Annotated in this window: 24 protein-coding genes; 17 read left to right on the top strand and 7 right to left on the bottom strand. The window is 60.9% G+C overall.

Features of this window, described 5'->3' with window-relative positions; genetic code table 11:
* Window positions 1-16 precede the first annotated feature (16 nt).
* The gene (gene secD / locus RRB22_14145) at window positions 17-1,891 is read left to right on the top strand and encodes a protein translocase subunit SecD (GenBank protein ID MDT8385545.1); all 1,875 of its coding nucleotides are present in this window, start codon (window positions 17-19) and stop codon (window positions 1,889-1,891) included.
* A 304-nt stretch (window positions 1,892-2,195) separates the two neighbouring features.
* Window positions 2,196-3,140, top strand: coding sequence for a protein translocase subunit SecF (secF, locus tag RRB22_14140; protein ID MDT8385544.1), 945 nt, complete (start codon window positions 2,196-2,198; stop codon window positions 3,138-3,140).
* Window positions 3,141-3,410: 270 nt separating this feature from the next.
* On the opposite strand, the gene phnD is transcribed toward secF, so the two are convergent.
* Together phnD and RRB22_14130 are read right to left on the bottom strand one after the other, a co-directional pair.
* Window positions 3,411-4,271, bottom strand: coding sequence for a phosphate/phosphite/phosphonate ABC transporter substrate-binding protein (gene phnD, locus RRB22_14135; GenBank protein ID MDT8385543.1), 861 nt, complete (start codon window positions 4,269-4,271; stop codon window positions 3,411-3,413).
* Between the two features lie 42 nt (window positions 4,272-4,313).
* A complete protein-coding gene (locus RRB22_14130) occupies window positions 4,314-5,639 on the bottom strand; it encodes a diguanylate cyclase (GenBank protein MDT8385542.1) in 1,326 nt (441 codons plus the stop codon).
* A gap of 259 nt (window positions 5,640-5,898) precedes the next feature.
* Between RRB22_14130 and glyA the strand changes: the two genes are divergently transcribed.
* The 11 genes from glyA to RRB22_14075 all read left to right on the top strand — a co-directional run bounded on the left by glyA (window position 5,899) and on the right by RRB22_14075 (window position 14,638).
* Window positions 5,899-7,152: a serine hydroxymethyltransferase gene (glyA, locus tag RRB22_14125; protein ID MDT8385541.1), complete on the top strand. Its 1,254-nt coding sequence runs from the start codon at window positions 5,899-5,901 to the stop codon at window positions 7,150-7,152.
* Window positions 7,153-7,236: 84 nt separating this feature from the next.
* Window positions 7,237-7,743 carry a transcriptional regulator NrdR gene (nrdR, locus tag RRB22_14120; protein MDT8385540.1) on the top strand — a complete coding sequence of 169 codons (507 nt, stop codon included), beginning with the start codon at window positions 7,237-7,239 and terminating at the stop codon, window positions 7,741-7,743.
* Window positions 7,727-8,860: a bifunctional diaminohydroxyphosphoribosylaminopyrimidine deaminase/5-amino-6-(5-phosphoribosylamino)uracil reductase RibD gene (gene ribD / locus RRB22_14115; protein MDT8385539.1), complete on the top strand. Its 1,134-nt coding sequence runs from the start codon at window positions 7,727-7,729 to the stop codon at window positions 8,858-8,860. Before nrdR ends, ribD begins: the two co-directional genes overlap by 17 nt.
* A gap of 140 nt (window positions 8,861-9,000) precedes the next feature.
* Window positions 9,001-9,651: a riboflavin synthase gene (locus RRB22_14110; protein ID MDT8385538.1), complete on the top strand. Its 651-nt coding sequence runs from the start codon at window positions 9,001-9,003 to the stop codon at window positions 9,649-9,651.
* Between the two features lie 62 nt (window positions 9,652-9,713).
* Window positions 9,714-10,832, top strand: a complete 1,119-nt coding sequence (gene ribBA, locus RRB22_14105) for a bifunctional 3,4-dihydroxy-2-butanone-4-phosphate synthase/GTP cyclohydrolase II (GenBank protein ID MDT8385537.1) — start codon at window positions 9,714-9,716, stop codon at window positions 10,830-10,832.
* 62 nt (window positions 10,833-10,894) lie between these two features.
* Window positions 10,895-11,368: a 6,7-dimethyl-8-ribityllumazine synthase gene (gene ribE / locus RRB22_14100; protein MDT8385536.1), complete on the top strand. Its 474-nt coding sequence runs from the start codon at window positions 10,895-10,897 to the stop codon at window positions 11,366-11,368.
* A 1-nt stretch (window position 11,369) separates the two neighbouring features.
* Entirely contained in the window at window positions 11,370-11,867 is a 498-nt protein-coding gene (gene nusB / locus RRB22_14095; GenBank protein ID MDT8385535.1) for a transcription antitermination factor NusB, read from the top strand.
* Between the two features lie 73 nt (window positions 11,868-11,940).
* Complete coding sequence (thiL, locus tag RRB22_14090; GenBank protein MDT8385534.1) at window positions 11,941-12,915, top strand: thiamine-phosphate kinase; 975 nt, start codon at window positions 11,941-11,943, stop codon at window positions 12,913-12,915.
* Window positions 12,915-13,433 (top strand): phosphatidylglycerophosphatase A, encoded by a 519-nt coding sequence (locus RRB22_14085; protein ID MDT8385533.1) that lies wholly within the window; start codon window positions 12,915-12,917, stop codon window positions 13,431-13,433. Before thiL ends, RRB22_14085 begins: the two co-directional genes overlap by 1 nt.
* A gap of 27 nt (window positions 13,434-13,460) precedes the next feature.
* Window positions 13,461-13,865, top strand: coding sequence for a hypothetical protein (locus RRB22_14080; protein MDT8385532.1), 405 nt, complete (start codon window positions 13,461-13,463; stop codon window positions 13,863-13,865).
* A gap of 164 nt (window positions 13,866-14,029) precedes the next feature.
* Entirely contained in the window at window positions 14,030-14,638 is a 609-nt protein-coding gene (locus RRB22_14075; GenBank protein MDT8385531.1) for a response regulator, read from the top strand.
* A gap of 24 nt (window positions 14,639-14,662) precedes the next feature.
* On the opposite strand, the gene RRB22_14070 is transcribed toward RRB22_14075, so the two are convergent.
* From RRB22_14070 to RRB22_14055, 4 genes are all read right to left on the bottom strand, one after another.
* Complete coding sequence (locus tag RRB22_14070) at window positions 14,663-14,908, bottom strand: VF530 family protein (protein MDT8385530.1); 246 nt, start codon at window positions 14,906-14,908, stop codon at window positions 14,663-14,665.
* 9 nt (window positions 14,909-14,917) lie between these two features.
* The gene (locus RRB22_14065) at window positions 14,918-15,196 is read right to left on the bottom strand and encodes a DUF3622 domain-containing protein (GenBank protein MDT8385529.1); all 279 of its coding nucleotides are present in this window, start codon (window positions 15,194-15,196) and stop codon (window positions 14,918-14,920) included.
* A gap of 166 nt (window positions 15,197-15,362) precedes the next feature.
* Complete coding sequence (locus RRB22_14060) at window positions 15,363-16,169, bottom strand: class I SAM-dependent methyltransferase (GenBank protein MDT8385528.1); 807 nt, start codon at window positions 16,167-16,169, stop codon at window positions 15,363-15,365.
* A 23-nt stretch (window positions 16,170-16,192) separates the two neighbouring features.
* Window positions 16,193-17,161 carry a hypothetical protein gene (locus tag RRB22_14055; protein ID MDT8385527.1) on the bottom strand — a complete coding sequence of 323 codons (969 nt, stop codon included), beginning with the start codon at window positions 17,159-17,161 and terminating at the stop codon, window positions 16,193-16,195.
* Between the two features lie 227 nt (window positions 17,162-17,388).
* Here RRB22_14055 and RRB22_14050 point away from each other — a divergent pair, with 227 nt between their 5' ends.
* On the top strand, window positions 17,389-18,591 hold the full coding sequence (locus tag RRB22_14050; protein ID MDT8385526.1) for a PQQ-dependent sugar dehydrogenase: 1,203 nt from the start codon (window positions 17,389-17,391) through the stop codon (window positions 18,589-18,591).
* Between the two features lie 79 nt (window positions 18,592-18,670).
* Here the strand turns inward: RRB22_14050 and RRB22_14045 are convergent, their stop codons facing one another.
* Complete coding sequence (locus tag RRB22_14045; protein ID MDT8385525.1) at window positions 18,671-20,287, bottom strand: AAA family ATPase; 1,617 nt, start codon at window positions 20,285-20,287, stop codon at window positions 18,671-18,673.
* 282 nt (window positions 20,288-20,569) lie between these two features.
* Here RRB22_14045 and mrcB point away from each other — a divergent pair, with 282 nt between their 5' ends.
* The 3 genes from mrcB to RRB22_14030 all read left to right on the top strand — a co-directional run bounded on the left by mrcB (window position 20,570) and on the right by RRB22_14030 (window position 24,077).
* Window positions 20,570-22,951 (top strand): penicillin-binding protein 1B, encoded by a 2,382-nt coding sequence (gene mrcB, locus RRB22_14040; GenBank protein ID MDT8385524.1) that lies wholly within the window; start codon window positions 20,570-20,572, stop codon window positions 22,949-22,951.
* Entirely contained in the window at window positions 22,944-23,420 is a 477-nt protein-coding gene (locus tag RRB22_14035) for a tetratricopeptide repeat protein (protein ID MDT8385523.1), read from the top strand. The genes mrcB and RRB22_14035 overlap by 8 nt, the downstream gene beginning before the upstream one ends.
* Before the next feature lie 159 nt (window positions 23,421-23,579).
* Window positions 23,580-24,077 carry a hypothetical protein gene (locus RRB22_14030; protein MDT8385522.1) on the top strand — a complete coding sequence of 166 codons (498 nt, stop codon included), beginning with the start codon at window positions 23,580-23,582 and terminating at the stop codon, window positions 24,075-24,077.
* Window positions 24,078-24,128: the final 51 nt, after the last annotated feature.

Below are 24,128 nucleotides of genomic sequence, written 5' to 3'. Positions count from 1 at the left end.
TTACGGATAGCCCGTCATGTTGAATCAGTATTCCGCCTGGAAGTACCTGCTACTTATCATTGTGTTGGTCGGTAGCAGCCTGTACGCATTACCCAACCTGTACGGGGAAGACCCCGCCTTGCAGGTTTCCTCCCTGCGCAGTACGTCGGTGGATATCAGCAGTCAGGAGAAACTGCGCGGGCTGCTGCAGGACGCCGGCATCGCCTTCAACAGTATCCTGTTGGCCGACGAACAGATCCTGGTGCGTTTCCCGGATACCGAAAGCCAGCTCAAGGCCAAGGATGTGGTGCGGGACGGGCTGGGTCGCGGCTATGTGGTGGCGCTGAATCTGGCGCCGCGCACCCCGGACTGGTTGCGGGCGATGAACGCGGCGCCGATGTATCTGGGTCTGGATCTGCGTGGCGGTGTGCACTTCCTGATGGAGGTCGACGTCAATGCCGCCGTGCATCAGGCCGAAGAACGCTACATCAGCGATTTTCGCGGACTGCTACGCGAGAACAAGGTGCGTTATACCAATATCGGCCAGTATGCGGGCAAGCAGGGCGATAGTGCCGTAGAGATCACCTTCGGCTCGGCCGAGGAGCGTGCCCAGGCGGAGTCCTTGCTGAACAAGGACTACCGTGATCTGCTGATCGAGGATGAGGAGCGCGAGGGCAATTTCGTGCTGCTGGCGCGGCTGTCCGAGAATGAAAAGCGCGAGACCCGCAAGCTGGCGCTGAAACAGAACATCACCACGCTGCGCAACCGTGTCAATGAACTGGGTGTGGCCGAGCCGGTGATCCAGCAGCAGGGTGAAGAACGTATCGTCGTGCAGCTGCCGGGCGTACAGGATACCGCACGCGCCAAGGAGATCCTCGGCGCCACCGCCACCCTGGAATTCCGTCTTACCGATGAAACCCACGATGCCGAGGCCGCCGCGGCCACTGGCCGCGTACCGGCCGGGCTGAAGCTCTATCCACAACGTGAAGGCGGTCATGCGCTGCTGAAGAACCGCGTAATGCTCACCGGCGATTACATCATCGATGCCTCCAGTGGTCTCGATCAGCAGAGCGGCGGACCGGCGGTCTACATTACGTTGGACGGCAAGGGCGCGAGCATTTTCAGCAAGGTCACTGGCGAGAATGTGAAGAAGCTGATGTCGGTGGTGTTTATCGAGAAGAAGACCGAAACACGCCTGGTTGATGGCGAGCCGGTGAAGACCCGCCGCGTGGTGGAAGAGGTCATCAACACCGCGCGCATCCAGGAACAGCTTTCCAAGCGTTTCCAGATCAGCGGCCTGGACAGCACCAAGGAGGCACACGACCTGGCCCTGCTGTTGCGTGCCGGCGCGCTGGCGGCCCCCATCGAGATCATTGAAGAGCGCACCATCGGCCCGAGCCTGGGCCAGGATAATATTAACCAGGGCTTTGCCTCGGTGATTATCGGTTTTGTGCTGGTGCTGGTGTTCATGGCGATGTGGTATCGCGGTTTTGGCATGGTCGCCAATCTGGCGCTGGCGTTTAATCTGGTGGTGATTGTCGCCGTGCTGTCGCTGTTACAGGCGACCCTGACCCTGCCCGGTATCGCCGGTATCGTGCTCACCGTGGGTATGGCGGTGGATGCCAACGTGCTGATCTTCGAGCGTATTCGCGAAGAGTTGCGCAATGGCATCAGCCCGCAGGCAGCGATTAATTCCGGTTATGCCAAGGCGTTTTCGACCATCGCGGACGCCAATATCACCACCCTGATTGCGGCGGTGATTCTGTTTGGTTTCGGTACCGGCCCCATCAAGGGCTTCGCCATTACCCTGTCCATCGGCATTATCACCTCCATGTTTACCGCTATCATGGGAACCCGCGCGGTGGTGAATCTGATCTACGGTAATCGCCGGGTGGATAAATTGTCGATCTAGTGTAGTGTTTCATATAAACCGCACATTTAGACGAGATAGCCTTGATAGGGGTCCCAAAGATTCTATCTCGCCCTGCGGGAAGCCGCTCAAGGCGCGATTGCCGCGTTGCAGACCTTGGAAAGGTAGCCGACATTCCCTGCGGTCTGCGCCTTGCACTCGCACCTTGAGTGGCTTTCTTAATGTACGTTTTATATGAAACACTACACTAGAAACCCACACCGCCGCGGTCCGGACCTGTATTTTAGGGCCGTGTTTTCGGGCCGTGTTTTAGGCCATGTTTTAGTATTTTTTTAGGGAATGCGTCATGCAGCTGTTTAAGAATGAGACAACGTTTGATTTTATGAGCAAACGCAAAATCACCATGCTGTTTTCGGCCGTGCTGATCTTGCTCTCGGTGGGTTCCCTGGCGACCCGCGGCCTGAACTTCGGCCTGGACTTCACCGGCGGCACGCTGATCGAACTAGGTTACAGCCATCCGGTGGATCTGACGACGGTGCGCTCCACGCTGGAGACGACCGGTTTTCCCGAGGCCGTCGCCCAGCACTTCGGCACCGCGAGCGATGTGCTGATACGCATCGCGCCGCAGGAAGGCAAGAGTAATGCGGATATCAGCTCTACCGTCATGACGGCATTGCGCGGTGTGGAGGAAGGTGAAGTCAACATGCGCCGGGTGGAGTTTGTCGGCCCGCAGGTCGGCGATCAACTGGCCAACGATGGCGGGCTGGCGATGGTCTACGCGCTGATCTGTATCCTGATCTATGTCGGTTTCCGGTTTGAATATCGCCTCGCCATCGGTTCGGTCGCCGCCCTGGTGCATGACGTGATTATCACCCTGGGCGCCTTCTCCCTGTTTCAGCTAGAGTTTGACCTGACGGTGCTGGCGTCGATCCTGGCGGTCATCGGTTACTCGTTAAATGACACGATCGTGGTGTTCGACCGTATTCGTGAAAACTTCCGCAAGATGCGCAAGGGCACGAGTATCGACATTGTAAATGCCTCCCTGAATCAAACCCTGTCCCGTACCATGATGACCTCGCTTACCACCCTGCTGGTGTTGATCGCACTGTTTGTCGTGGGTGGTGCATTGATTCACGGCTTTGCCACGGCGCTGATTATCGGCGTGGTGATCGGTACCTATTCCTCGATCTATGTCGCCAGCGCCACCGCCCTGGGCCTGGGTATCAGTAAAGAAGACCTGATGCCGGTGGAGAAGGAAGGGGTCAATGACGAGCTGGACCACATTCCCTGAGAGCCTGTGAAAAAATCGCCGGCCTACTGCGGGCGCCGCTTTGCGGCTGCAACGTCGTTGCGCTACGTGAAAACGGCGGTCATTTGGTCCACCAAACTCCCTTGTTTTCACGTAGCGCGCCTTGTTTCGCTCGCAAATCGACGCCCTCGCTACGGCCGTCGATTTTTTCACAGGCTCTGAGTATTTACAGCTGAATATCGCTAATGCGATACCCACTAAAAAGGCCGCAAAATTGCGGCCTTTTTAGTGCGTTGCTTGATAGTGACCTGATTATTTATTGAACGGTTTGATCAGCGTGCGTACTACGTCATAGTCCGCATCGCTGGTCGCGGCGAAGCCATCATATTTCTTGTCGATGGCCTTGATAACCTCCAGATGCTCGGGGTTGTTTTTATCCAGCTCCAGAAAAGCGGCCTTGAGTTTGGCGAGCATCGCCTCATCAATGTCGCCACTGGCGGTGATGTTGTAGGGAGGCAGGTCGGGGGATTCGGCCAGAATGCGCAGGCCTTTGCCCTGCCACGCGAATGCCATCGTGTCTTTCAGGATGCCGGCCTCGAAATCGCCATTCACCACTGCGCGGGCGATGTTGTCGTAGTGGCCGATAAATTTGTATTCGGAGAAATCCTTCATCTCGATGCCGGCGCCAACCACCACGGCGCGCTGCAGCAGGGCCTTCTCATCACCGAAGGCAAAGCTCTTTCCCTTCAGGTCGGCAACGCTCTGGTAAGGGCTGTCTTCTTTCACCACGATCATTAGCTGAAACGAGGCTTTGCCAGCGGTCACGGTCTTGGCGACAATTCTGGCGCCACCCTGCGCATGCGCCTTGAGATAGGCGACGGGGGTGAGGTAGGTCAGATCCACCTGCCGGGTGGCAACGTCCTTGATCGCCGCGCCCATGTTGGGCGAGAGTTTCAGGGAAACGGGAATTCCCAATCTGTCAGTAAGGTAGTGGGTCAGTGGCCGCAGCCTTTTGTGCATGATGGCCGGGATGTCCATGGCCACGGAACCGAACAGTAATTCGTTTTTGCCGCCGGTTGTCGTGTCTGCGGATGCGGCGACCGGAAACAGCAGAAGGAATGCCAGCGTGAGCCTGGCCAGGTTTGTGTTCATTAATGCAGTGAGTAATCTCATTTTCATCTTCCTTTTTTGTCGGACTTGTCTGTTTGAGACGTACTAGCCTTCGTGGTGCAATTCATTGGCATGGGTCACGCGATTGCGGCCGTTGTTCTTGCTGTAATACAGGGCGGCGTCGACATCCTTGTAGAGCTGTTTGGGGGTTGTTTTGCCATGGCCGTCCGGTACGCTGGCGACGCCGATGCTGACCGTAATCATCAGTTCGTCATCGGTGTCGGGAATCATCGGTGTGTTTTCGATGGTAGCCCGAAGTTTTTCCGCCAGCTCCATCGCACCGACCTTGTCGGCCCGCTTGCAGAGGATGGCGAACTCTTCACCGCCCAGGCGACAGATCGCGTCGGTGTGGCGGATGTTGTTTTGCAGGGTTCTGGTTAGCGCCTTCAGCACCACGTCACCGACATAATGCCCGTAGGTGTCGTTGATCGCCTTGAAGAAATCGATGTCGATGAGAAGAATGCTGTTTGGATCGCCATGACGATTGCTCATGCTGACCTCGTTTTCCATCAGTTCGTCGAAGTGGCGGCGGTTGAACAGGCCGGTCAAGGGGTCGGTGATAGAGAGTAACTTGAATTCATTATTCAGCTGTTGCAGCTGATGATTTGTTTCCAGCAGTCGCCGGTCCGCCGATTCAATCTTGGAGTGTAATTTTATATTCGCCTCATTCAGCTGCTGGCTGAGGTCGTTGAACTGGTGAGCGAGTTGGCCAAATTCGTCGTTGCTCACCAGCGGGATGTTGCCGATGAGCTGTCCTTCACTGTCGACATTGCTGCGCAGGAAGTCGGTGATCTTTCCGACCGGTCGCACAATGATGTACGACAGCGCCAGAAATTCGCCCAGGGCGATCAGCAGAATAATCAGCGCCTCGCGTTTGAGCAGGCTGTATTTCTGGTTTTCCAGCCGCGCCAAAATGGGCGTGGTGCTGAGACCCAGTTGCAGGCTGCCGACGACCTCATCGTTGACCCAAATCTCATTGGTAAACATCACCAGGTCATTGTTGCTGTCATCGTCAACGCTGATCCCGCGGGCGGCGGATCCTGACTCGCCCATGGCATTGCCTTTTGTATTGGTGACTTTGGCGTAATGGATTTCCGAGCCCGTGGTGAGCTCGTCCAGCAGCAGCTGAATGGCGTGATAGTCATACCCCACCACGCTGAAGGCGATGGACTTGGCGACAAATCGCCCGATGTAGGAACCGCGCTGGTCGATCTCCTTCAACAGGCTGGCCTTTTCCTCGCGCAATGCCATCCAGCCGCTGACGCTCAGGGCGACCAGCAGTACGGTGAGCAGCACCAGTAAGACTTTTTGGCGAACGCCCAGCCGAAACCGGGGCATGCTCAGGGTGTGGTTAGCAGTCAATGTGGTCATTTATTCCAGGGTTTGTCGGTTCACTGCTCAATGTCGGCCGGAAACCGAGCGGACTTAAGGTGTTAGGTGATTTTTTTTGGCGTGGGGCGGGGCTGGGGGACAGGCCGATTTGTGCTACAATCGCCGTCTTTTCGCGCCTGCTTTGGCCCGGGTTTTACGCGCTCGGGGCCAAGTGGGGTGTGTGATCGGGTGCTGGTTGGCGCGGCTCAGGGCCGCGTGATCGACAGGCTTAATTTTGGAATAACGCCAGGGGAAGAGAATGTTCAGCAAAGATATGCAAATTGCCGGTTTTGATGACGAGCTGTGGGCTGCCATGCAGGCCGAGGAGGTCCGTCAGGAAGAGCACATTGAGCTTATCGCCTCCGAAAACTACACCAGCCCACGGGTGATGCAGGCCCAGGGCAGTCTGCTGACCAATAAATACGCCGAGGGTTACCCGGCCAAACGCTATTACGGCGGCTGTGAAAATGTGGACGTGGCTGAGCAACTGGCCATCGATCGCGCCAAACAGCTGTTTGGCGCCGATTACGCCAACGTGCAGCCGCATTCCGGCTCCCAGGCCAATGCCGCGGTCTATCTGGCCCTGCTGCAGGCCGGCGACACCATCCTCGGCATGAGCCTGGCCCACGGCGGACACCTGACCCACGGTTCCAAGGTGAGCTCCTCCGGCAAGCTGTACAACGCGATCCAGTATGGTCTGGACGAAAGCACCGGCGAAATCGACTATGAACAGGTCGAGGCCCTGGCGAAGGAACACCGTCCCAAGATGGTGGTGGCGGGTTTTTCGGCCTATTCCCGGGTGGTGGACTGGCAGCGTTTCCGGGCTATCGCCGACAGCGTGGGCGCCTACCTGTTCGTGGACATGGCCCATGTGGCGGGGCTGATCGCCGCCGGTGAATATCCCAACCCGGTGGGCATCGCGGACGTGACCACCACCACTACGCACAAGACCCTGCGCGGCCCGCGTGGCGGCCTGATCCTGGCCAGGGCCAATGAAGAGATCGAAAAGAAGCTCAATTCCGCGGTTTTCCCCGGCTCCCAGGGTGGGCCGTTGATGCACCTCATCGCCGGCAAGGCCGTGGCCTTCAAGGAGGCGCTGCAGCCCGAGTTCAAGACCTACCAGGCCCAGGTGGTGAAGAATGCCCGCGCCATGGCCAGCGCCATGCAGGGGCGGGGCTATAACATCGTCTCCGGCGGCACCGATAACCACCTGTTCCTGGTGGACCTGATCGACAAGGGCATTACCGGCAAGGATGCGGACGCCGCGCTGGGCGCCGCCAATATCACGGTCAACAAGAACAGCGTGCCCAATGACCCGCAGTCGCCGTTTGTCACCAGCGGTATCCGCATCGGCACCCCGGCCATGACCACCCGCGGCTTCATGGAAAACGACGCCATCGAGCTGGCCGGCTGGATCTGTGACGTGCTGGATGATGTCAACAACACCAACACCATCGAACGCGTCAGGCAGCAGGTGCTGGATATCTGCCAGCGGTTGCCGGTTTACGGGTAAGTGACCAGGGTCGAGTGACGAGTGGCGAGGAAAACACCGATGTCTTCCCTAGAAACTCGTAACTTGTAACTCGGTACTTTTAACATGCGCTGCCCCTTCTGCGATGCCGACGATACCAAGGTCATCGACTCACGCCTGGCGAACAACGGCTGTGAGGTGCGACGCCGGCGCGAGTGCCTGACCTGTAGCGAGCGTTTCACCACCTTTGAATCCGCCGAGCTGGTGATGCCCCGGCTGGTGAAAAACGACGGTCGGCGCGAACCCTTCAATGAAGAAAAGCTGCGCGCCGGCATCGTGCGCGCACTGGAAAAACGGCCGGTGGAATCGGAGGCGGTCGAGGCGGCCGTGGCGCGGATCAAGAAACGCCTGCGCAGTACCGGCGACCGTGAGGTGTCGGCGCAGAATCTGGGCCACTGGGTGATGGACGAGCTGCGCGATCTGGACCATGTGGCCTATGTCCGCTTTGCCTCGGTGTATCGCAGCTTTGAAGATATGAATGCTTTCCGCGAGGAAATCGAACGCCTTGAAAAGGCGCCGACGGCCGAACAGCGCCGCAACCAGATGAATCTGCTGGATGAAGGGGATGGCTGAGGCGCGGGTGGCGGAGACCGCGGCGGATGATCACCGCTTCATGGCCCGGGCCCTGCAACTGGCCGAACGTGGTCTGTTCAGCACCGATCCCAATCCGCGCGTCGGCTGTGTGCTGGTCAGGGCCGGTGAGGTGGTCGGCGAGGGCTGGCATCAACGCGCGGGTGAGCCGCATGCCGAGATCCACGCTCTGCAGGCGGCGGGCGCCCAGGCCAGGGGCGCGACAGCCTATATTACGTTAGAGCCCTGCTGTCATCATGGGCGCACCCCGCCGTGCAGCGAGGCGCTGATGGCGGCGGGGGTGTCGCGGGTGGTGGCGGCGATGGAGGACCCGAATCCCCAGGTGGCCGGGCAGGGCCTGGCCCGGCTGCAACAGGCGGGCATCGACATACACAGCGGGGTGTTGCAGGCCCAGGCCGAGGCGCTGAATCCCGGTTTCATCCAGCGCATGCGTCACGCCCGTCCCTATGTGCGCGGCAAGATGGCCATGAGTCTGGATGGGCGCACGGCCATGGCCTCGGGCGAAAGCCAGTGGATCACCGGTACAGCGGCGCGGCGCGATGTGCACCGGCTGCGGGCGCGCAGCGCGGCGATCCTCACCGGCATCGGCACCGTTCTGGCCGATGACCCCGCCCTGACCGCGCGCCTGGAGGGTGATATCACCCAGCCCTTACGGGTGGTGCTGGACAGCCACTTGCAGCTGCCGCTGAGCGCCCGGCTGTTGTCGTCACCGGGCCGCAGCCTGATATTGACCGTGAGTGACGATACACACAAGGCCGATGCCCTGCGCCAGGCGGGGGCCGAGGTGGAGGTGCTGGCGGCGCGTGACGGGCGCGTCGATCTGGCGGCGGTGCTGGCCTGTCTCGCCCGTCGCGAGGTCAACGAGCTGATGGTCGAGGCCGGTGCGACCCTGTGCGGGGCCCTGTTGCAGGAGGGGCTGTTTGATGAGTTGGTGATCTACATGGCGCCGCTGGTGCTGGGTGATGCGGCGCGCGGCCTGCTGTCGTTGCCCGGGCTGGCGAGCATGGCCGATCGCATCGAACTGCAAATAGACGATATGCGGGCGGTCGGACGGGACTGGCGCATTCAGGCCCGGCCGGTGCAAAAACCGACGGCCTGAATCCCGGCCCCGGTTCTCTCTGCGCGCCATGAGATGCGGCACCATTCACCGCCACAACAACGTATCAACAACAACGTATCAACACCCAACACAGCAACGCATCCATCATCAACAGGTCACAACAACAGGTCAGCCAACACATGTTTACCGGCATCATTGAAAGCGTGGGAGAAATCCGTGCACTGACCCCCCGGGGCGGTGATCTGCGGGTGGTGGTCGATAGCGGCAAGTTGGATATGGCGGACGTTGCCCTGGGCGACAGCATCGCCGTGAACGGTGTCTGTCTGACGGTGGTGGCGTTTGACGCGCACAGCTTCAGCGCCGATGTGTCATCGGAGACCGTAGCCTGCACCACACTGGCGGAGTTTCGCCCCGGCACCCGCGTGAACCTGGAGCTGGCCATGTTGCCGACCACACGTCTGGGCGGGCACCTGGTCAGCGGACACGTGGACGGCGTCGGCGAGATCCGCCGCCGCTGGTCCGATGCGCGCTCCGAGCGTTTTCGCCTCCAGGCCCCGGCGGGGCTGGCGAAGTATATCGCCGCCAAGGGGTCGATCTGCGTGGACGGCATCAGCCTCACCGTGAACGCGGTGGAGGGCAACGAGTTTGAGCTGAATATCGTGCCGCATACCCTCACCGCGACCACCATGGGGGGGTATCACGCCGGGCAGAGGGTGAATCTGGAAGTGGATATCATCGCCCGTTATCTGGAGCGCCTGCTGAGCGCGGACGGTGAATCGGCCGGCGCGGGTGTGACGCAGGCATTACTGGCCGCACGCGGCTTTATTTAAGCGGCCGCGATCCGGGTGAGAAATGCGGGTCAAGCACCCAATATCGGTTAAGATTGGACACTATGGATACCACACTGAACAGCATTGAAGAAATCGTCAGCGATATGCGCGACGGCAAAATGGTTATCCTGATGGATGACGAGGACCGTGAAAACGAAGGTGATCTCATCATGGCGGCGAGCAAGGTGCGCGCTGTGGACATCAATTTCATGGCCCGTCACGGGCGTGGCCTGATCTGCCTGACCCTGAGCCAGAAACGCTGCGAGCAACTGCGTCTGCCGCTGATGGTGCGCGATAACAATGCGGCCTATGCGACTAATTTTACCGTCTCGATTGAGGCGGCCCGGGATGTGACGACCGGCATCTCGGCGGCGGACCGTGCGGTGACGGTGCAGGCGGCGGTGGCGCCGGATGCCCGGCCGGAGGATATCGTACAGCCGGGCCATATCTTTCCCATCATGGCCCAGCCGGGTGGCGTGCTGACCCGCGCGGGCCATACCGAGGCCGGTTGCGATCTGGCCCGGCTGGCGGGGCTGGAACCGGCATCGGTGATCGTGGAGATCCTCAACGAGGACGGCTCCATGGCGCGGCGTGCGGATCTGGAAAAATTTGCCGCGGAGTTCGGTCTCAAGATCGGCACCATCGCCGACCTGATCCGTTACCGTCTGGAAAATGAACGCAGTGTGGAGCGCGTCTCCCAGTGCAAACTGCAAAACCGCATTGGCGAATTCGATCTGTACGCCTATCGTGACCGGCTGGATGGTCAGGTGCACTGCGCGCTGGTGAAGGGGCAGATCAAACGCGATACCGCGACCCTGGTGCGGGTGCACATGCCGCACTATCTGGCCGATGTGCTGGGCATGGAGCGCTCGGATACCGGCTGGCCGCTGGAACGCGCCATGCAGTATATACAGGATGCCGGTGAGGGCGTGATTGTCCTGCTGGGGCAGACCGAAGGCCACGAAGAGCTGTTGCAGCGGGTCGAGCACTATCAGCATGAAGACGCCGGCACCAGCCAGCTTAAACGCGAATCCAATCCTGACCTGCGCACCTATGGTGTGGGCGCACAAATCCTGTTAGACATTGGGGTGCGCAAGATGTGCGTGTTGAGCGCGCCGAAAAAGATGCACGGCCTGTCTGGTTTCGGACTGGAAGTGGTGGACTATCTGGATCACCCTTGAGTCGTTTATCCATTACTCATCAATAACAAAACAGACTTTTCACTTAAAGAACGAGACCCATTATGAGCAACATCAAAACCATTGAAGGTGAACTCACGGTACGCGGCGCACGCTTTGGCATCATCGCCGGGCGCTTTAACAGTTTTATCGTCGACAGCCTGGTCGAAGGCGCGATCGACGCGCTGAAACGGCACGGCGCCAAGGACAGCGAGATACTGCTGGTGAAGGTCCCCGGCGCCTTCGAGATGCCCCTGGTTGCCGCGCGCATGGCGGCGAAAAAGGAATTTGATGCCATCATCGCGCTGGGTGCGGTGATCCGCGGCGGCACGCCCCATTTTGAATATGTGGCGGGGGAGTGCACCAAGGGACTGGCGAGCGTCTCCGCGGCGCACGATGTGCCGGTGGCCTTCGGCGTGCTGACTGTGGACAGCATCGAGCAGGCGATCGAGCGTGCGGGCACCAAGGCCGGCAACAAGGGTGTGGAAGCGGCGATGTCCGCCATCGAGATGGTTAACCTGCTGAAGAATCTGAACTGATATGAGTGACACTCGACATAAGGCACGACGTCTCGCCACACAGGCGCTCTACACCTGGCAGGTGGCGGGACAGGATCTGGCGGACATTGAGCAACAGTATTGCCTTGATCGGGACATGAGCAAGATTGACGGTGAATACTTTCGCGAGCTGTTGCACCGGGTACCGGCCTGTATCGACGAACTCGACAAACATTTCGAGTCGCTGCTGGATCGCGGCATCGAGGAGGTGGATTCGGTGGAACGCGCGATCCTGCGCTTGGGCTGTTACGAGCTGGCCTATCGACCCGATGTGCCGTACCGCGTGGTGATTAACGAGGCGGTTAAGCTGGCCAAGGTGTTTGGCGCGGACCAGAGTCATAAATACATCAATGGCATCCTGGACGGTGTGGCGAGAAAGCTGCGCGCCGCAGAGATCAATGCCCGCCCCAACACCAGGACCAATACCGCCAGCAAGGCTGCGGCCGCCCCCGACCCGGCCTCCAAATACAAGCCCCGATAGACCGCGGGTTACAGGTTCACCCATCCCCTCTACGCCCGTCACACGACCCCGCACAACGGCCCCTTACAAGAGCATGAATAGCCCCGAGTTCGATATCATCCAGCAGTTCTTTACCGGTCAGGGGGTTCGGCGTCCCGACGTGGTGCTGGGCATCGGCGATGACGCCGCGCTGCTCGCACCGCCGGCCGGCGTCGCGCTGGCGCTGTCCACGGACACCCTGATCGCCGGTGTGCACTTTCCCACAGACACCCCTGCCCACGCCATCGGTTACAAGGCCCTGGCCGTCAATCTCAGTGACCTGGCCGCCATGGGGGCGGAGCCTGCCTGGATCAGTCTGGCGATCAGCCTGCCCCACAGGGATGACGCCTGGCTGGGCGAGTTTGCGCGCGGCCTGTTTGCGCTGGCCGATGAATACCAGGTGCAACTGGTCGGCGGTGACACCACCCGCGGGCCCCTGAGCATGACCGTGCAGATCATCGGTTTTGTGCCAGAGGGGCTGGCCCTGCGGCGCAGTGGCGCCCAGGTCGGTGACGGGGTGTTTGTCACCGGCAGTGTGGGGGATGCGGGCCTGGGTCTGGACATCCGGCAGGGGCGGCAGGGCGACGCGGCCGACAGCGAGGCGGGGCGGGCGCTCATCCGGCGGCTGGACTATCCCACCCCGCGGGTCGCCGCCGGCATAGCGCTGCGGGGGCTGGCCACCAGCGCCATCGATATCTCGGATGGGCTGGTGGCCGACCTCGGCCATGTGTTGAGCGCCAGCGGCGTGGGGGCGGATATCGAGATCGCGCGCCTGCCGCTGTCCAGCGCCTTTCAGTCGCTGGCGGGGGACTGGCAACGGGCGGTCAGCGCCGGTGACGACTATGAGTTGTGTTTTACCGCGCCGATGAGCCAGCAGGCCGCCGTACTTGAGTGCCTGCGGGCGCTGGCCTGCCCGGTGGTGCGTATCGGCGAAATCGGCCGCCAGCCGGGGCTGCGCTGGTATGATGCCGGGCACGAGGCGCAGCCGATCCGGCACGCCGGTTTTGACCATTTTCAGGGGGAAAGATAGTGTCGGCTGATCGTCCCCCCTCATCCGGCCCCCGACTGCCGCCCAGTATCTGGCGCAATCCCGTCCATTTTCTCGCCTTTGGCTTCGGCAGCGGGGCGATGCCCGTCGCCCCCGGCACCTTTGGGACCCTGGTCGCCGTGCCCCTCTACTGGTGGCTGCAGCCCCTGTCGCTGTGGCCCTATCTGGCCGTGGTGCTGGCGGTGACCGTGATCGGCATCTGGCTGTGCCACGTCACCAGCCGGGACCTCGGCGTGCACGATCATGCCGGTATCGTCTGGGACGAGATCGCCGGTTATCTCATCACCATGATCGCCGCGCCGCCGGGCTGGCAGTGGATGCTGCTGGGGTTTGTGTTGTTCCGCTTTTTTGACATCCTCAAACCCTGGCCCATCGGCTGGGTGGATCGTCGCGTCCACGGCGGCCTGGGCATCATGCTGGATGACGTGCTGGCCGCCCTCTACGCCTGGGCGATCCTGCAGGGTGTGGTGGCTATAATGGCCGCACAATCAATAAATTAGCTGATTAATTTAATAGGGAGGATGAACATGCGAAGACTGACACGGTGGACGGCAGGCCTGGTTCTGGTCGCTACGCTGTTTGCGGGTATGGCCAGCGCCAACGAGGTGGAGGTGGTGAAGGTGCGGTTTGAATGGCAGGTCAATGCCTGGCAGGTGAGCACCACCCTGCGCCACGCGGATAGCGGCTGGGACCATTATGCCGATGGTTGGCGGGTGGTCGATGCCGAGGGGGAGGTGTTAGCCACCCGCACCCTGTATCATCCGCACGAAAACGAGCAGCCCTTCACCCGCAGCCTCGGCAATGTGCTGGTGCCGCCGGGGGTCTCGACGGTGTTTGTCGAGGCGCACGACAAGCGCCACGGCTGGTCCGGGCAGCGGGTGCGCGTTGACCTGAATCAGGCCAGGGGAGAGCGCTTCGAGGTGCGGCGCTAAAGCGCCTGAACCGTCTCGCGGCAAACCGCGGTGAGCGGTGTGAACCAAACCACGGATTTATTCATCGAACCAACGATTTTGCTAAAGTTTCGCCACGCTGACTCGCTAGTATGGGCAGTGACCGACATCTTGACCGGTTGCCTCTGCTCCCTGGTAATTCCTGTATGGCTAAGAAAACGAATCTCTCCTCCACTGAAGTTGAATACCTGTTGATGGCCTCGCCGCTGATGCTGTTCGAATGGGTGCAACAGGGCAAATTACACGCCCATCTGGAGGATGGTTTTGACACGGCATTTTCACGGGATGACCTGCGCTATTTTGTCCAGGCCCGTGGCCTCAGCATCGGCCGTCCCGATAAAAATCGACTGCGTGTCCTGATCGTTGACAGTGATCCGCGCATCACCCATTCGCTGGTGGACCTGTTTGATACGCTGTCCGAAACGGTGGATGCGACCGCCGTGCACAGCGTGTATGAGGCCGGTCAGCGCCTGCAGAGTGGCAGTCCCGATATTGTGCTCATGGATCTGAGGCTATCGAACCCCGAGTCCATGGAGATGTGCCGGCGCATAAAGAGTGACCGCGCCACACGCCATGTGCGCCTGATCACGATGATCGATCATCAGGATTGCGAGCAGGTGCAGCGCAGCCTGATGCTGGGTGCCGCCGGCTGTCTCTCCAAGCCGATCAATCACCAGAAACTGTTTGAGGCGATGGGCCTGTGTGTCGAGCTGCCGTCCCGGCACGCCGACGCCCGGGTGGAAGATTATCCGTAGCCGGCCAGCCTGGCCGTCAAGGGTTTAATCCGTCGCTTTCTTTTGCCACACGCTTTGCCGGGTGGCCACATACAACTCCTCGACCCTTGCCCTGGCCCAGGGTGTCTTGCGCAAAAACGTCAGACTGGATTTCACCGATGGATCGCTGTTGAAGCAGCGGATATCGATACGTTTCCCCAGCTCTTCCCAGCCATAGTGTTCCACTAGCATGGTGATGATTTTTTCCAGCGTCACGCCATGTAGCGGGTTATTTGCCTGTCGCTCAGCCATCCGCCAAATCTAATCCTGCTTCGATTTCTTGTACGGCGACGGACGCTGGGCCTTTTCCGGCTGCCCCTGCCGACGCTGCGCGGAATCCCGTTTGTTGCGGGCGACCAGGTTTTCCAGGAATGACTTCAGTTCCTTTTCCCCCCAGGCCCTGGCCTCGGCCTCGCTGGCGAACCCCTCCTGACTCTTGGAAACGGCGGTTCTCTTGGAGGTGACGCGTCGTATGATCTCTGCGTTCCAGGTGCTGCCATCCTGGGTTATCTGGTAGTCGTATTTTTTGTGTGTTGTCATCGGTCCTGGTTTCCCATCGGGGTGTTGTTTGGGCATTTGTGTAGGTGTTTGCGGCGGGGGATCGGTTGTTGCTCATGCCGGTGCTGCTGTCGCAAATTGCCGTGCATTATAGAGGCAACTAAAGCGGAAGTATTTGTTCTTCTGGCCGCGGGTAGAAAATAGCCGTTCAGGCGAGTGGGCTGGCGGGGTAGATATCGTAGCGGGTGTTTTTCGACTGCACGTTGCCACTGGGCCGGCTGGCGTCCAGCGGGGGTGCACCCTTGGGCCGCTTGACCACCACCCGCCGTAGCGCGCACTGTCGTGCGGCCTGTAACAGCTGTGCGGCATCGTCATCGTCACCCACCAGGGCCCGCAGGGCACGCATCTCCTTCTTCACCAGGGCGCTTTTGCTGCGATGCGGGTACATCGGGTCGAGGTACACCACCTGGGGTCGATGGGCGGGGTCGGTGGCCTGCTGCTGTAACCACGCGATGGCATTGGCATGCACCAGCCGCAGGTGGACGAGCGCCGATAGCGCGCTATCGGCCTCCAGCCGCCGGAGGCCGTCATCCAGCAGTGCCGCCAATACCGGGGAGCGCTCGATCATCGTCACCTGTGCGCCGAGGCTGGCGAGGATGAAGGCATCGCGTCCCAGCCCGGCGGTGGCATCCACCACGATAGGGCGGGCGGCGTGTTTCAGGCCGATGGCCCTGGCCAGCGCCTGCCCGCGGCCGCCGCCAAACCGGCGTCGATGGCCGAGCCTGCCGTGCACAAAGTCGATATGGATACCGCCCTTGAACTCGCTCTGGGTGCTGGAGAGGGTGAGCGCCTTGTCGACCGATGCGCTGTCAGCAATCAGCGACAGGGTGAAGCGACAGGCCGGGTCGGCCACGGTCTGGGTGTTCTCAGCGAGGGGCAGATGCAGCTGTTGGGCGAGGGCGCCAAGTCGGGCGGCCTCGGCCGGACTCTCCTGGCCCGTCAGGGCGACGGCCAGGCCGGCCTCACGGAGCTGCGTGCTCAGGCAGGAAATCCCCGGCCCTGGAGTGTCTGTTTCGCCTGCAGGGCGAGCAGGGCCATTTGCAGATCCTTTTCCCAGTCGTAACTCTGCACCGGGGCCAGGCCCTGGGCTGGCTGCAGGTCTTCCAGTGTACGGTGCGCGTAGATGTGCACATGGCGGGTTTCGGCGATGGAGGGCGTCATGTCCGGCCAGATGTCGTGCAGCAGGTCCTTGGGCCGCAGCACCTCCCAGCTGTCGATCAGACGATAGTCATCCGCCAGTGCGCTGAGCATCGCCTCGCTGCCGGTCTGCGGCTGCTGTGACTGTTCATCCAGGTGCCGGGTGAAGACGTAGATCAGCAGGCGGGTTTTGCCCAGCACCAGTTCGGGGCTCGGGTTGCTGTTGGCCGGCGGCCAGGAAATCAGCGCGGCATCAAACGGGCGTTCGTGGTGGAGGGCGGCGAACGATCCCGGGCGATAGGCGAAATGCTCGGCGTCGTAGAAGGACTCGATCTGGTTGGGCTTGACCCCGGCGCTCGGGTGTTGCAGCCCGATGACCTCGGTGCCTTTTCCTGTATCGCTGTTTGCCGAACGTGCCGCTGCGATTTCACGCCCCAGCAGGCTGCCGATAAATCCATTGCCGGGATAGAGGTCGCAGACCACGGGATCATCCGCCAACTGGCGCACGTAAAAGGCGATCTTTTGCAGCTCCTCACGTAACGGAAAATAGGCGGCTACGGTCGCGCTGTGGGTGGCGGGGTTGCGATCCGGGTTGCTGAAAATAAGATTGTGCAGCGGCAGGCCCTTGATGCGCGCGTCAAACGACAGGTTGTGATTCCAGGCATGGTGCTCCTTTTCCTGAAAGGCAATAATGCGATTGAACATATCCCTGGTGAAGGCCTCCATGTCGCGCAGGGGTTCAAAATCGGGTTTTGTGCTATTCGTAATACTGTTAGCAATGCTTGCCGTGGTACGTTTCGATGTGCTCATAGGGGAATACTGGAACCTGAATTTGGCGGGAATATCGGCGCAAAGTGCGGATAAGCTAAGGATAAATAGACGGGCCATTTTATGCGCCGAGCCCAGACCTGGCAACTCTATTCCGGGCCGGTCGCCATCAACCCTGAGGCTTCTGGGGTTGATGGGAGTTGATGAGGGCTGATGAGGGTTGATGGGCGTTATCAAACAGCCAGGCAAGCGGAAGGGAGAGTCTGATCATGCGCGCAAATCTTCAAACGATACTGTTGCTGGGGTGCTGGCTGTGCGCGCTGCATGTGGCCCAGGCCGCGTCACCATTGCGCGCACCACAGGCCCTTGGGCTGGAGCGGGTGTTTGGGACGGTGGCCCTGCGACAGCCGCTGGCATTGATCGAGGCACCGTTCCTGGTGTCGGATGCCAGCCGCTTTCGGGGCACCGCCCTGCCGCGGGTCTGGTATGTGGTCGAAAAGTCCGGTCGGGTGCTGCGCCTGCAACAACTGGGGGAGACCGTGCAGCAGACGGTATTTGCCGATCTGCGTAAACAGGTCGATGCCGATCCGAGTGAGGCAGGACTGCTGGGCATGGCTCTCGATCCGGGGTTTGCCCAGACCGGGCGCGTGTATTTTTCCTATACCCGGCCCGGTTCACCGCTGACCGCACCTCTGACTTCAGTATTGTCACGCTGGCAGAGCCGCGACGGCGGACAGAGCGTCGACCCGGCCAGCGAACAGATCCTGTTGCAAGTGGAGCAGCCCTACCGTAATCACAATGGTGGCCATGTCCATTTCGGCCCGGACGGTTTTCTGTATTGGGGCCTGGGCGATGGCGGCGCGGCGGGCGACCCCAAAGGCAACGGACAGGATACCCGTACCCTGCTCGGTTCCCTGTTGCGCCTTGATGTGAGTGGCGACGGTGGCTACCGGATTCCGCCCGGCAATCCGTTTGTGAAAGGCGGTGGCCGACCGGAGATCTTCGCCTATGGCCTGCGCAACCCCTGGCGCTGGAGCTTTGATCGCCGTAGTGGCGACTTATGGTTAGCCGATGTGGGGCAGAACGCCTGGGAGGAGATCAATCTCATCCAGCTCGGCGGCAATTATGGCTGGAATCTGCGGGAAGGCGCGCACTGTTATTCTGCTGACTGTCGGCGCGACGACCTGCTGGAGCCGGTCGCCGAGTATTCCCACGCCGAGGGTTGTTCGGTGACTGGCGGTTATGTGTACCGGGGAGATGCCGTTCCCGCCCTGCAGGGAGTTTATCTTTTCGGGGATTATTGCAGCGGCAGGATCTGGGGCCTGTTTCGTGCCAGCAACGGCAGTTACCAGCGGCAGCTGTTGCTTGAAAGCGGGCTGAACATTGCCTCGTTTGCCGAAGATGCGGCGGGCGAGGTCTATGTGATCGATCTGGGCGGGAAGATTTTCCGCTTCGTGAGTTCCGCTCCGTAGACAGAGCGCCCGTACCGGCAGACTATTTATCGTTTGCCATGTTTCATACCATGTTTCATACCATGTTTCATACCATGTTTCAGACACCCAGTTTCAGGTCAGCCACCAGCCTGTGCATCGCGTCAGGGGTTTGGGTGGCCTCCGCCGTCTGTACTACACGGGTATAGGCCCTCTCGTCGGCCGCCAGCGGCTGCTGTTTTTGCTGCTGGTTTTCCAGTACCTGCAGATCGGCCTCCGAGGCGTCCCTTTCCATCTGTTGCCGATGTCGCACGCGTTGTTGCAGCGTTTCATCGCTGGCCTCGCAATGCAGGATGGTGAAGGGCAGGCCCAGCTCCTCGGCCAGGGCGCGGAAGGCATCGCGCTGCGGTCGTTGCAGAAAGGTGGCGTCCACCAGCACGCTGTAATGGGCCGACAAAATGGTGCGTGCCAGCTGCAGCAGGTGTTGGTAGGTGTCTTGGGTCGCCTGCGAAGTATAGATGCCGGCCTCCGGTGCGGACTGCGTCTTGGCCAGCGGGGCAAGGCCGAAACAGCGTTTGCGTTCCACGTCGGAGCGCAGATGGATCAGCCCGGTGGCGTGCGCCAGCCTGCTGGCGAGGTAGGTCTTGCCGGAGCCCGACAGGCCGTGGGTGATGATCAGCGCGGGTTGTTTAACGCGGGTGTAATCCTCCGCCAGTTGCAGGTAGTTGTCGATCTCCTGCAGCTGTTGTGCGGCGGCATTTGGGGCCTCTATTTGCACCAGTCGCAACCCCGCCACCTTGGCCCGCACCATGGCGCGATAGATCTGGTAAAAACGCAGCACCCGCAGGCCGTCATAATCTCCGCTTAACGATAAATAGCTATTCAGTAACTGGCGGGACAGGGCCGGCTGTTGATGATCATCCAGGTCCATCAGCAGGAAGGCCAGTTCGTTGATCACGTCGATCCAGCGCAGATTGTCATTGAATTCAATACCATCAAACGGCGTGACGCGGCCCTCCCATAAGACGATGTTGCGCAGGTGCAGGTCGCCGTGACACTCGCGAATTCGTCCCGCCTGTTTGCGTGCCACAAAGGTTGGGATCAATGCCGTGTGTTGCTCTGTTGTCCACTGCCGCAGGCTTATCAGTTTATCGCCCAGGCGGTGCGGTGTTTGTCCAGCGGCGAGCGACTCACCCAGTTGATCAAAATTTTCCAGCGCCGGCTGCAGGATGGCCGCCGGACTGCCGAAGGGCGCGCCCGCATCGGCGGGCGCAATCGTGGCATGGAACCGCGCCAGCACCTGGGCGGTTTCCTCCATCTGCGCAGCCGCTAATGCATGGCGCGCCAGCAGCGCATCAAAGGTGTCCCGCAGATCGAACTGGCGCATTTTGACGGCGTATTCCAGCGGCTCGCCACTACCGCCGATGCAGGCCTGCGCGGCGGGGCCGGTGATGGGGACGACCGCCAGATACAGGTCCGGGGCCAGGCGACCATTGAGGCGGATTTCCTCCTCGCAGAAGTGCCTGCGTCTGGCCAGGGTGGAGAAATCCAGAAAACCGAAGTTCACGCATTTTTTGATCTTATAGGCGTAGTCCCCGGTCAGCATGACCCAGGAAATATGGGTCTCGATCAGCCGAATCTCCTCCACCCGATGCGGAAAGGCCTCGGCACGGGCGAGGGCGGTGATCAAGGCCTGCTGGGTATCGCGCTCACTGTCCTCCCGGTTATCGCTGGACATGGGTCCATCCCTTTTATTATTGAGTCACATGGAAAGGATACCCTGCAATCAAGACGCGCTGAGAATACATCCGTGTACGCTCGACAGCAGCATCCCTGCTGCTGACGGTCTTGATTGCAGGGTATCCTTTCCATGCGTCTTGTTAGTATGACTCGTCTGTTATCGGTTGTTATTGTTGTGTCGCGAAGTGTTGCCCGCCTCTGACGAGCTTAGCAAAAATATCCACCGGGTCCTTCGGTCATCGGGCCTTTATTAATGAAAGCTAATGTACAATGCGCGGCTATGTCCGGTTTTTTTAAAAGCGTTCCGTTTTTTGGCGGCTCTGGTGCAAAAGGCAGGCGTAATGCTGGCCGCCGGAAGGGGAGGCGCAAGTCATCGGGTGGCGCGCGGCAGAAGCCGGGGCGCCTGCTCAGCCTGCGTCGGCTGCTGGTGCTGGCGGCGGGCATGATGCTGACCTTTTCGGCCTATGTGTCGTATCTCGACCAGCGGGTGAAGTCCCAGTTTGAGGGCAAGCGCTGGGCGCTGCCGGCGCATGTATATGGTCGCGCTCTGGAGCTGTATCCGGAGCAGGCCCTGACGGTGCCGGAGTTTGTCAGTGAGCTGGAGCGGCTGGGGTATCGTCCGGTCGCCAGGCCGACCATGCCGGGCAGCTATGCGCGCAACGGCAACGCCTTTGTGTTGCACAGTCGGGCGTTTCATTTTTGGGATGGCGATGAAAGCAGCCAGACCCTGCGGCTGGAGTTTTCCGCGACGCAGTTGCTGGGCATCTGGCGGGCGGACAACGGCGATGCGGTGGATCTGTTGCGCCTGGACCCGCCGCTGATCGGCAATATCTATCCCTCGCACCGGGAGGATCGCATTCTGGTCAGGCTGGACGAGGTGCCGCCGTTGTTGATCGACGGGTTGCTGGCGGTGGAGGACCGTGAATTTTTTTCACACTACGGTGTTGCGCCGCTGTCGATCCTGCGCGCCCTGTGGGTCAACCTGCGGGCGGGGAAAACCGTGCAGGGTGGCAGTACGCTGACCCAGCAGCTGGTGAAGAATTTTTTCCTGAGCAATGAGCGCACCCTGTGGCGAAAATTCAATGAGGCCATCATGGCCCTGCTGCTGGAGTTTCATTACAGCAAGGCGGAGATTCTTGAGGCCTATATCAACGAGATTTATCTCGGTCAGGACGGTCGGCGTGCGATTCACGGTTTTGGCCTCGCCAGCCAGTTTTATTTCGGCCAGCCATTAGGCAAGCTCGCACCACAACAGGTGGCCCTGTTGGTGGCCCTGGTCAAGGGGCCATCGCATTACGATCCGCGGCGCCAGAACCAGCGCGCCTTTGAGCGCCGCAATCTGGTTTTGCGGTTGCTGGTGGAGCAGGGCAAGCTCGATCTGGCAACAGCCCACAACCTCAGTGCACAGCCGCCGGCGGTGTTGCCGCACAATTCCCTGCGTGTGTCGCAGGTGCCGGGGTTTATCGATCTGGTGCGTCGCCAGTTGCGGCGGGACTACAGCGAGACCGATCTCAATTCCGAGGGGATGAGGATTTTCACCACCTTCGACCCGGTGGTGCAGCAGGCCGCGGAACAGGCCCTCTCTTTGCAGTTAGACCAGCTGCAGCGCGAGGGGGCGGATCGCGAGCTGCAGGGCGCCGCAGTGGTGGTGAACGTCAATGACGGCGAGGTGCAGGCGGTGGTGGGCGGGCGCGACCCGCGTTTTGCCGGCTTTAATCGCGCCCTGGACGCGGTACGCCCGGTGGGCTCGCTGATCAAGCCGGCGGTGTATCTCACCGCCCTGATGCAGCCGGACCGTTACACCCTGGCCAGCCTGCTCGACGACAGCCCGCTGGACGTGGATCTGGGGGCGGGGGAGCGCTGGCAGCCGCAGAATTTTGACCATATAAATCATGGCGGCGAGGCCCAGCAGGTACTGCTGCACGATGCCCTGGTGCACTCGTACAATATCTCCACCGCGCGACTGGGGATGGCGCTGGGGGTGCCGGCGGTGATCGACACCCTGCGCGATCTGGGCGTGGAGCGGCCGCTGACCGAATACCCGGCACTGTTGCTGGGGGCGGCGAATATCTCCCCGCTGGACGTGGCGCAGATGTATCACACCCTGGCGGCGGGCGGATTTCGCACGCCGCTGCGCGCTATCCGCGCGGTGCTCACCGCCGACGGTCAGCCGCTGCAGCGTTATCCGCTGTCGGTCACGCGCGCCGTCGACAGTGAGTCGGTGTTTCTGCTGAACAGCGCGCTGCAGGCGGTGACCCGGGAGGGGACCGGACGCTCCCTGCAGGCCCGTCTGCCCAGCGGGCTGCGAGTGGCCGGCAAGACCGGCACCAGCGATGAGCTGCGCGACAGCTGGTTCGCCGGTTTCAGCGACAACCATGTGGCCGCGGTGTGGCTGGGTCTGGATGACAACCGGCCAGTCGGGCTGACCGGTTCCAGCGGGGCCCTGCGGGTGTGGGCGGATATCCTGTCGCGGCTCAACCCTCAGGTCGAGCCACAGGACGGGACGGCGGAGCTGCCGGCGGAGATCGAGCTGGCCTGGATCGATCGCCGCAGCGGACAACAGACGGCGGTCGACTGTCCCCATGCGGCAACGCTGGTATTTATACGGGGCAGCGTGCCTGAGGGCGAGGTCCGCTGTGACTGGCGGGCCGTGAATGAGTAAGCTTCTTGAACACTATGACGATCACAAAAGGGACACCGCTGCGATGATGACGAATCGACAGGGATCGACCTCGCTGGGGCTGCTGCTGATGCTCATCATCGGCCTCGCGGTCAGCGGCTGCGCCGGCGAGCGGGCCGCGACGGGTTCTCCCCACCAGATCGGCATCACGCCCGATGCCGGTCGTGCGGTGGCCACCCTGCTGGTCCGGGCCGAGAGCCATGAACAGCAGGCGCAGTGGGAGCAAGCGGCGGCCCTGCTGGAGCGGGCGCTGCGTATCGAGCCCCGTAATGCGCGGCTCTGGCACCGGCTGGCGAAGATTCGCCTGCAACAGGGCCGTTACGCCATGGCCGAGAGCCTGGCGCAGAAGTCCAATGCCCTGGCCAGGGGGGACGAGGAACTCAGGCGCCACAACCATGCACTTATCGAGGCGGCGCGGGCGTTGTCTGCGCGGGATGCCACGGCGGGTTAATTCAGGTGGTTTTTCAGATGCTTAGTTTGCCTGCCGCGGGCCAAATGGCTTCCAAAATGCGGGCAAATAGGGTTAGATACGTACACACTTTTTTTCCTGCTCTATAACCTAAGTAAACGTAAGTAAACCTAAGTAAACGCAAGGCGCGGTAAATACACCATGGCGGTATACGACGTCGACAAACTGATGCACGAGGCGCGCAAGCTGGCGGCGACTTACCGTCGAGCCACGGGCCAGGCGCTGGGCATCAGTAATGAAATCGCCACCCATGACGTGATCCGGCTCATGAAGCTGGTGCCCGCCGAACCGGGCGCCGGTGGCTACGATGCCATTGGCACGGGCGTGCGAGAGGGCCGCTACATCCAGATCAAGGGCCGCACCATTTTCAGTGATGCCAAGAGCGCACAGCGCGTCGGCCAGATCCGGCTGGAACAGGACTGGGACAGCGTGATGCTGATCCTCATGGATGAAGACTATGAGGCGCAGGCGATCTACGAGGCGGACCGCGAGGCCATTGTGGCGGCGGTCGAGGAATCGTCCGAAAAGCGCGCCAAGCGGGGCGCCATGTCAGTGGCGAAATTCAAGGCCGTCGGCACCCTGGTGTGGTCGGCAGATGCCGCAGCCGAAGAAAATGTGCCCGACGAGCAGGCGTCCTAGGAGCCTGTCGGACTATGGGAATCGTAGCGAGCATGTTGGGAAATCGAGTCC

Source organism: Gammaproteobacteria bacterium (assembly GCA_032250735.1).
Lineage (GTDB): Bacteria > Pseudomonadota > Gammaproteobacteria > SZUA-152 > SZUA-152 > SZUA-152.
This window is presented reverse-complemented; position numbering and strand designations above follow the sequence as displayed.

Excerpts from the sequence above, each read along its gene's own strand:
- secD (MDT8385545.1), top strand. The coding sequence starts at position 17 with ATGTTGAATCAGTATTCCGCCTGGAAGTACCTGCTACTTATCATTGTG.
- secF (MDT8385544.1), top strand. The coding sequence starts at position 2,196 with ATGCAGCTGTTTAAGAATGAGACAACGTTTGATTTTATGAGCAAACGC.
- phnD (MDT8385543.1), bottom strand. The coding sequence starts at position 4,271 with ATGAGATTACTCACTGCATTAATGAACACAAACCTGGCCAGGCTCACG.
- RRB22_14130 (MDT8385542.1), bottom strand. The coding sequence starts at position 5,639 with ATGACCACATTGACTGCTAACCACACCCTGAGCATGCCCCGGTTTCGG.
- glyA (MDT8385541.1), top strand. The coding sequence starts at position 5,899 with ATGTTCAGCAAAGATATGCAAATTGCCGGTTTTGATGACGAGCTGTGG.
- nrdR (MDT8385540.1), top strand. The coding sequence starts at position 7,237 with ATGCGCTGCCCCTTCTGCGATGCCGACGATACCAAGGTCATCGACTCA.
- ribD (MDT8385539.1), top strand. The coding sequence starts at position 7,727 with ATGAAGGGGATGGCTGAGGCGCGGGTGGCGGAGACCGCGGCGGATGAT.
- RRB22_14110 (MDT8385538.1), top strand. The coding sequence starts at position 9,001 with ATGTTTACCGGCATCATTGAAAGCGTGGGAGAAATCCGTGCACTGACC.
- ribBA (MDT8385537.1), top strand. The coding sequence starts at position 9,714 with ATGGATACCACACTGAACAGCATTGAAGAAATCGTCAGCGATATGCGC.
- ribE (MDT8385536.1), top strand. The coding sequence starts at position 10,895 with ATGAGCAACATCAAAACCATTGAAGGTGAACTCACGGTACGCGGCGCA.
- nusB (MDT8385535.1), top strand. The coding sequence starts at position 11,370 with ATGAGTGACACTCGACATAAGGCACGACGTCTCGCCACACAGGCGCTC.
- thiL (MDT8385534.1), top strand. The coding sequence starts at position 11,941 with ATGAATAGCCCCGAGTTCGATATCATCCAGCAGTTCTTTACCGGTCAG.
- RRB22_14080 (MDT8385532.1), top strand. The coding sequence starts at position 13,461 with ATGCGAAGACTGACACGGTGGACGGCAGGCCTGGTTCTGGTCGCTACG.
- RRB22_14075 (MDT8385531.1), top strand. The coding sequence starts at position 14,030 with ATGGCTAAGAAAACGAATCTCTCCTCCACTGAAGTTGAATACCTGTTG.
- RRB22_14070 (MDT8385530.1), bottom strand. The coding sequence starts at position 14,908 with ATGGCTGAGCGACAGGCAAATAACCCGCTACATGGCGTGACGCTGGAA.
- RRB22_14065 (MDT8385529.1), bottom strand. The coding sequence starts at position 15,196 with ATGACAACACACAAAAAATACGACTACCAGATAACCCAGGATGGCAGC.
- RRB22_14055 (MDT8385527.1), bottom strand. The coding sequence starts at position 17,161 with ATGAGCACATCGAAACGTACCACGGCAAGCATTGCTAACAGTATTACG.
- RRB22_14050 (MDT8385526.1), top strand. The coding sequence starts at position 17,389 with ATGCGCGCAAATCTTCAAACGATACTGTTGCTGGGGTGCTGGCTGTGC.
- RRB22_14045 (MDT8385525.1), bottom strand. The coding sequence starts at position 20,287 with ATGTCCAGCGATAACCGGGAGGACAGTGAGCGCGATACCCAGCAGGCC.
- mrcB (MDT8385524.1), top strand. The coding sequence starts at position 20,570 with ATGTCCGGTTTTTTTAAAAGCGTTCCGTTTTTTGGCGGCTCTGGTGCA.
- RRB22_14035 (MDT8385523.1), top strand. The coding sequence starts at position 22,944 with ATGAGTAAGCTTCTTGAACACTATGACGATCACAAAAGGGACACCGCT.
- RRB22_14030 (MDT8385522.1), top strand. The coding sequence starts at position 23,580 with ATGGCGGTATACGACGTCGACAAACTGATGCACGAGGCGCGCAAGCTG.